Below are 6,837 nucleotides of genomic sequence, written 5' to 3'. Positions count from 1 at the left end.
AACCCCCCCCCCACCCACCTCAAACCGCTCTGTATCCCCCAACCCTGCACCCGATCTGACAAGGGACGACCACGCGCCCACTCGATCAGATAAAACAACAAATGCCCCCCATCCAGTACAGGAATGGGCAACAAATTCAGAACTCCCAAGCTAATACTCAGATAAGCAAGGAAATTCAGGAAATCAGCGACACCCGACTGGGCAGAAGCGCCCGCCACTTTAGCAATGGTTATCGGTCCACTCAAGTTTTTTACCGAGAGCTCGCCGAACAACATTTTCTTGAGCGAATCGAGGGTCAGTACACTCATGGTCCAGGTGCGTCGAGCACCCTCCCCAATCGCGGCTATCGGACCGTAGCTGACCTCGCGAATCATCTCTGGTGGCCAATCGACTGCTTTCACCCCGGCACCCAGATAACCCGTAGGCGCTTTGCTGCCACCACGAGCCGCCAGCGTCACGGGGACGTCGATTTGAGCACCATCGCGCTCGACGCGCAGCATGATTTTGGTATCCGGATGCATACGCACGGTATCAACGACTTGCTGCCAGTCATCCAGCGCCTTGCCATCAAGGGCCAACAACCGGTCACCGGTCTTCAGGCCCGCGGCTTGTGCCGGCCCTTTCGAATCAAGTTCCGCGAGGATCGGCGGCAATGCCGGACGCCACGGACGAATACCCAGCGAGCGGATAGGATCTGGTTCATCGGCACCTTTAAGCCAGTGATCCAGCGCCAGCTCACGAGGCGAATCTGCTGTAGAGCCCTGTTCGCGCACCAACAACTGCAAGGTACCGCTCTCGCCCAGGCGACGGACCAGTTGCAGGTTGACCGCCGACCATCCGGAAGTCGGCTCGCCGTCAATGGCAACGATTTCCTGATTGGCGCTCAACCCGGCCTTGGCCGCGATGCTGCCCGACTCCACGGCACCGATGACAGGACGTATCTGTTCGCTGCCGAGCATGGCCAGCACCCAGAAAAACACCATCGCCAACAGAAAATTGGCGATTGGGCCTGCAGCGACGATGGCGATCCGTTGGCGCACGGATTTACGATTGAAGGATTGATCGATCTGGTCAGCCGGTACTTCGCCTTCGCGCTCATCGAGCATCTTCACGTAGCCGCCCAACGGAATGGCGGCCAGCACGAACTCGGTGCCTTGCTTGTCGTGCCAGCGCAGCAACGGCATGCCAAAGCCCACGGAGAAACGCAGCACTTTGACCCCACAGCGACGCGCGACCCAAAAGTGGCCGAATTCGTGGAAGGTGACCAGCACGCCCAGGGCTACCAGGGTGCCGACAATCATATAGAGCGCGCTCATCTACTTTCTCCGCAATCCTATCCAGTGCTGCATTGGGCCAGCTTACTGCAGCACTTATTGCCCGTGACGACTCAACCACTGCTCAGCCAGCACACGCGCCTTGGCGTCTGCGGTGAACACCGCCTCGAGATCATTCACCGCAACCACAGGCTCAAGATTCAAGACTTCCTCGATGATACTCGCGATTTCCGGGTAACGAACCCGTCCGTCGAGAAACGCGGCGACTGCCACTTCATTTGCCGCATTCAGCATGGCCGGCGCACTGTTGCCAGCCTCTGCTGCTTGTCGAGCCAGGCGCAGACACGGGAAACGCTCCTCATCGGGCGCCTGGAAATCCAGACGAGCGATGGCAAACAGATCCAGCGGGGCAACCCCCGAGTCGATGCGCTCCGGCCAGGCCAGGGCGTTGGCAATCGGCGTGCGCATGTCCGGATTACCCAACTGCGCCAGCACCGAACCGTCTATATAGTCCACCAGCGAGTGGATGACACTCTGCGGGTGAATCACCACTTCGACCTGAGATGGCTTGGCATCGAACAACCAGCAGGCCTCGATCAGCTCGAGACCTTTATTCATCATGCTGGCCGAATCGACCGAAATCTTGCGCCCCATGGACCAGTTCGGGTGAGCACACGCCTGATCGGGGGTAACATGCGCCAATTCTGCCATCGGTGTCTGCCGGAAAGGGCCACCAGAGGCTGTCAGTAAAATCCGACGCACGCCGACCGCACCCAGACCTCGGGCGAAATCGTTGGGCATGCACTGGAAAATCGCGTTGTGTTCACTGTCGATCGGCAGTAGCACCGAACCACTTTTGCGCACTGCCTGCATGAACAACGCACCGGACATTACCAGTGCTTCTTTGTTGGCCAGCAGGATCTTCTTGCCGGCCTCGACCGCCGCCAGGGTCGGGCGCAAGCCCGCCGCACCGACGATGGCCGCCATGACCGCATCGACTTCAGGATCGGCAGCGACCTGACACAGGCCCTCCTCCCCCACCAGCACGCGAGTCGAGAGGCCCGCTGCGCGCAGGTCGTCCTGCAGGACACGGGCAGCCGCAGACTCAGGCACGACCGCAAACCGCGGCGTATGCCTGACGCACAAAGCCAGCAACTCACTCAACCGAGTGAAACCGCTCAGTGCATAAACCTGATAGCGCTCGGGATGACGGGCAATGACATCGAGGGTGCTCAGGCCAATCGAGCCCGTCGCCCCTAAAACGGTAATCTGCTGTGGGCGGCTCACGGTGCTGCCATCCACAACAGCACCGCGAAGATCGGGATCGCCGCCGTCAGGCTATCGATGCGATCCAGCACGCCACCATGACCCGGCAGCAGATTGCTGCTGTCCTTGATCCCGGACTGGCGCTTGAACATGCTTTCGGTGAGGTCGCCCACCACCGAAATGAACACGATCAATGCGGCGCCAACCAGACCTTTTAGCAGTTCCGCCACAGTCCAGTCGCGAACCAGGCCGACCACCAGCGTGATCACCAGGCTCAACGCCAGGCCACCATAGACGCCTTCCCAGCTCTTGCCCGGACTGACTTGCGGCGCGAGCTTGCGCTTGCCGAACTTGCGACCGGAGAAGTAAGCACCGATGTCAGCGCCCCAGACCAGCACCATGACGGCCATGATCAGCCAGTTACCCAAGGGCTCCTGCTTGATCTGGACCAGACCTTGCCAGGCCGGCAGCAGGATCAGCAGACCGATCACCAGTTTGCAGGCGGCACTGGACCAGTGTTCGCTGGAGCGCGGATAGGTCAGCACCAGGTAGGTCGCGACGGCCCACCAGAGCACCGAGGCACCCAGCACCCAAGGCGCGAGCCCGGGAAGGATGTGCATGACAAACAGCATCAGCGCGACCACAGCCGCGTAGGCCACGCGAACCGGCTGGGCAGTGAAACCCGCCAGGCGAGCCCACTCCCATGCACCCAAGGTCACGACCAGCCCGATGAACAGCGCAAAACCGGAGCCTTCGAGCAGGAAAAACCCGCACAAGGCGATCGGCAGCAGGATCAGCGCAGTGATAATTCGTTGTTTAAGCATTAAACCCGGGCTCCAGACTCGACCTGCTCGCTCGTTTTACCGAAGCGGCGCTGACGAGAAGCGAAATCGGCCAGCGCGGTGCGCATGGCGTCGTGTTTGAAGTCCGGCCAGAACAGGTCGGAGAAGTACAGCTCGGTGTAAGCCAACTGCCAGAGCAGGAAATTACTGATGCGGTGTTCACCGCCGGTACGAATGCACAAGTCCGGCAACGGCAGGTCGCCGGTCACCAGACAGGTTTGCAGCAGTTCCGGGGTGATGTCTTCCGGGCGCAGATGCCCGGCCTGAACTTCCCGCGCCAGACGTTGCGCAGCTTGCGCGATATCCCACTGACCGCCGTAGTTGGCGGCGATCTGCAGGATAAAGCGATTGGCGCCGGCAGTAATCGCCTCAGCTTCGCGCATGGCTGCTTGAAGCTCAGGGTGAAAACGCGAACGGTCGCCAATGATGCGCAGGCTGATGTTGTTGTCGTTCAGACGCTTGGCCTCGCGACGCAACGCCTTGAAGAACAGGTCCATCAAGGCGCTGACCTCATCGGCCGGACGCTGCCAGTTCTCACTGGAGAAGGCGAACAGGGTCAGCACCTCGACCTTGGCCTCAGCGCACACTTCAATCACCGCACGAACTGCATCCACACCCGCTTTATGCCCGGCGACACCCGGCATAAAGCGTTTTTTCGCCCAGCGATTGTTACCATCCATGATGATCGCGACATGGCGCGGCACCGCGGACGGCGCAGTCTGCTTGGTCTTTTCCATGAAAACGCGACCCTTATACGGCCATCAGGTCCGCTTCTTTTTGCTTGGTCGCTGCGTCGATATCGGCCTCAGCCTTGTCGGTCAGCTTCTGGATATCAGCAGCGGCACGACGCTCTTCGTCTTCGCTGATTTCCTTGTCCTTGACCAGTTTCTTCAGGTCGCCAAGTGCATCACGACGAATATTGCGCACGGCAACACGGGCATCTTCAGCTGCGCTACGCGCCTGCTTGGTGAAGCCCTTACGGGTTTCTTCAGTCAGGGCAGGCATGGAGATCAGCAGCAACTCGCCCAGGTTGGTCGGGTTGAGGTTCAAACCGGCACTTTGGATCGCTTTGTCGACTGCCGCGAGCATATTGCGCTCAAACGCCACGACCTGAAGGGTCCGGGAGTCTTTTACGGTGATGTTGGCCACTTGGGTGATGGAAGTGTCTGTGCCGTAGTACGGCACCATCACGCTGCCCAGAATGCTTGGGTGAGCCTTACCGGTGCGGATCTGACCAAATGCATGGTTCAGAGAGTCCAGAGATTTCTGCATGCGCTCTTGAGCGTCTTTCTTGATTTCGTTGATCATTGTTGGCCTTCCTCGATCAGGGTCCCTTCAGCGCCGCCATGCACGATGTTCAGCAGGGCGCCGGGCTTGTTCATGTTAAATACGCGCAGCGGCATTTTGTGGTCGCGGCACAGGCAGATAGCTGTCAGATCCATCACGCCCAGCTTGCGATCCAGTACTTCATCGTAAGTCAGATGATCGAACTTCTCGGCATGCGGGTCTTTGAATGGGTCGGCGGTGTAAACGCCATCGACCTTGGTCGCCTTGAGCACGACATCGGCATCGATTTCGATTGCACGCAGGCAGGCTGCCGAATCCGTGGTGAAGAACGGATTGCCCGTACCGGCCGCGAAAATCACGACTTCCTTGGCATTCAGGTGGCGCATGGCTTTGCGGCGGTCGTAATGATCGGTCACGCCAACCATCGAAATGGCCGACATCACGATGGCCGAGATATTGGCACGTTCCAGCGCGTCGCGCATGGCCAGGGCGTTCATCACAGTGGCCAGCATGCCCATGTGGTCGCCGGTAACCCGATCCATGCCGGCCGCGCTCAGCGCTGCACCACGGAACAGGTTGCCGCCGCCGATCACCAGACCGACCTGCACACCGATGCCGACCAATTGGCCCACTTCGAGCGCCATGCGATCCAGAACTTTCGGGTCGATCCCGAACTCTTCCGAGCCCATCAGGGCCTCGCCGCTAAGCTTGAGTAGAATGCGTTTATAGCGAGCCTGATAACCACTGCCCTGCTGAGCCATTGCGAATCTCTCCTGCGGCGTATTTTAAAAAATTCTTTGCGAGCTGTTTACAGCTGGCGTTCACTCTAGCTTGGCGCTGCTTCAGCGCCATCGGAACATGGCTTTGTAAGCCAGTTCCAAAGGGAAACCAATAAAAATTGGCAGCCCATCTGAAAAGAGGCTGCGCGCGTAAGCGGGCAGCCTCTTCAGGGCGACAGTTAAAAAACCGTCTTATTGCTTGGCGGCAGCCAGCTGGGCAGCAACTTCTTCAGCGAAGTTGTCGACCGGCTTCTCGATGCCATCGCCTACTTTGAAGTAGGTGAAGGAAACGATTTCAGCACCGGCTTTCTTGGCCAGTTCGCCAACCTTGATTTCAGGGTTCTTGACGAACGCCTGCTCAACCAGGCTCGCTTCAGCCAGGAACTTGCTGATACGGCCTTTGACCATGTTTTCAACGATGTTTTCTGGCTTGCCAGCGATCTTGTCAGCGTTGAGGGTCAGGAACACGCCTTTCTCGCGCTCGACCGCTTCAGCGGAAACTTCCGATGGCAGCAGGAATTCAGGGTTGGTCGCCGCTACGTGCATAGCGATGTCCTTGGCCAGCTCAACAGTGCCGCCTTTCAGGACAACTGCAACACCGATCTTGTTGCCGTGCAGGTAACCACCAACAACGTCACCTTCAACGCGTGCCAGACGACGGATGTTGACGTTTTCGCCAACCTTGCCGACCAGTACCAGGCGAGCAGCTTCTTGAGCTTCGATCAGCGGAGCAACATCAGTCAGCTTGTCAGCGAATGCTTTTTCAACGCTGGAAGCAACGAATGCCTTGAAATCGTCCTGCAAAGCCAGGAAGTCGGTCTGCGAGTTCACTTCCAGCAGAACGGCGGATTTACCGTCTTCTTTCAGAGTGATCGCGCCTTCAGCAGCTACGTTGCCTGCTTTCTTGGCAGCCTTGATGGCGCCCGAAGCACGCATGTCGTCAATGGCTTTTTCGATGTCGCCGCCGGCCTTGGTCAAGGCCTTTTTGCAATCCATCATGCCTTCGCCAGTACGCTCACGCAGTTCTTTAACCAACGCTGCAGTAATCTCTGCCATTTCAAAAATCCTCTTGGATAGGTTATCAACCATTCCACCCGATCGAACGGGCGTTCAATTCTTCCCGAAACACCTTTGTAAGTCGCTGCACGTTACAGAAGCTGTAGCTGCGCTACCGACAAATGGTTTTCGAGGTGGCAAAAAGGGGGCCAAGCCCCCTTTTTGCTTACTGAGTCAACGCCAAGGCGTCAATTACTCAGCTGCTGCTACCGGAGCTTCTTCAACGAACTGCTCGGTGCCGCCAGCAACGTGGTTGCGACCGCGGATTACAGCGTCAGCCATCGAACCCATGTACAGCTGGATAGCGCGGATTGCGTCATCGTTGCCTGGGAT

General features: G+C 58.4%; 7 protein-coding genes and 1 pseudogene. All 8 read right to left on the bottom strand.

All coding sequences use genetic code 11. The features are described 5' to 3' along the window. The coding region (gene rseP, locus ACIOYV_RS33035) for an RIP metalloprotease RseP (protein WP_401330649.1) at positions 1 to 1,316 on the bottom strand (1,316 nt) is incomplete at its 3' end. A 54-nt stretch (positions 1,317 to 1,370) separates the two neighbouring features. After that, on the bottom strand, positions 1,371 to 2,561 hold the full coding sequence (ispC, locus tag ACIOYV_RS33030; RefSeq protein WP_401330646.1) for a 1-deoxy-D-xylulose-5-phosphate reductoisomerase: 1,191 nt from the start codon (positions 2,559 to 2,561) through the stop codon (positions 1,371 to 1,373). Next, a complete protein-coding gene (locus ACIOYV_RS33025) occupies positions 2,558 to 3,364 on the bottom strand; it encodes a phosphatidate cytidylyltransferase (RefSeq protein ID WP_054047190.1) in 807 nt (268 codons plus the stop codon). Before ACIOYV_RS33025 ends, ispC begins: the two co-directional genes overlap by 4 nt. Continuing rightward, the gene (uppS, locus tag ACIOYV_RS33020; RefSeq protein ID WP_054047192.1) at positions 3,364 to 4,119 is read right to left on the bottom strand and encodes a polyprenyl diphosphate synthase; all 756 of its coding nucleotides are present in this window, start codon (positions 4,117 to 4,119) and stop codon (positions 3,364 to 3,366) included. Before uppS ends, ACIOYV_RS33025 begins: the two co-directional genes overlap by 1 nt. 13 nt (positions 4,120 to 4,132) lie before the next feature. Beyond that, complete coding sequence (gene frr / locus ACIOYV_RS33015; protein WP_007949335.1) at positions 4,133 to 4,690, bottom strand: ribosome recycling factor; 558 nt, start codon at positions 4,688 to 4,690, stop codon at positions 4,133 to 4,135. After that, on the bottom strand, positions 4,687 to 5,430 hold the full coding sequence (gene pyrH, locus ACIOYV_RS33010; protein WP_003172271.1) for a UMP kinase: 744 nt from the start codon (positions 5,428 to 5,430) through the stop codon (positions 4,687 to 4,689). The genes frr and pyrH overlap by 4 nt, the downstream gene beginning before the upstream one ends. 210 nt (positions 5,431 to 5,640) lie before the next feature. Continuing rightward, complete coding sequence (gene tsf, locus ACIOYV_RS33005) at positions 5,641 to 6,504, bottom strand: translation elongation factor Ts (protein WP_054047193.1); 864 nt, start codon at positions 6,502 to 6,504, stop codon at positions 5,641 to 5,643. 192 nt (positions 6,505 to 6,696) lie between these two features. Further along, a pseudogene (locus ACIOYV_RS33000) lies at positions 6,697 to 6,837 on the bottom strand (30S ribosomal protein S2); the annotation flags it as partial.

Source organism: Pseudomonas sp. NPDC087342, from assembly GCF_044744265.1.
Lineage (GTDB): Bacteria > Pseudomonadota > Gammaproteobacteria > Pseudomonadales > Pseudomonadaceae > Aquipseudomonas > Aquipseudomonas nunensis.
Note: the sequence above shows the minus strand (reverse complement) of the source record. Positions and strands in the feature narration are given on the sequence as shown.

What these genes read in the sequence shown, in the direction of transcription:
- pyrH (WP_003172271.1), bottom strand. Translation starts at nt 5,430, where the DNA reads ATGGCTCAGCAGGGCAGTGGTTATCAGGCTCGCTATAAACGCATTCTA.
- frr (WP_007949335.1), bottom strand. Translation starts at nt 4,690, where the DNA reads ATGATCAACGAAATCAAGAAAGACGCTCAAGAGCGCATGCAGAAATCT.
- ACIOYV_RS33025 (WP_054047190.1), bottom strand. Translation starts at nt 3,364, where the DNA reads ATGCTTAAACAACGAATTATCACTGCGCTGATCCTGCTGCCGATCGCC.
- uppS (WP_054047192.1), bottom strand. Translation starts at nt 4,119, where the DNA reads ATGGAAAAGACCAAGCAGACTGCGCCGTCCGCGGTGCCGCGCCATGTC.
- tsf (WP_054047193.1), bottom strand. Translation starts at nt 6,504, where the DNA reads ATGGCAGAGATTACTGCAGCGTTGGTTAAAGAACTGCGTGAGCGTACT.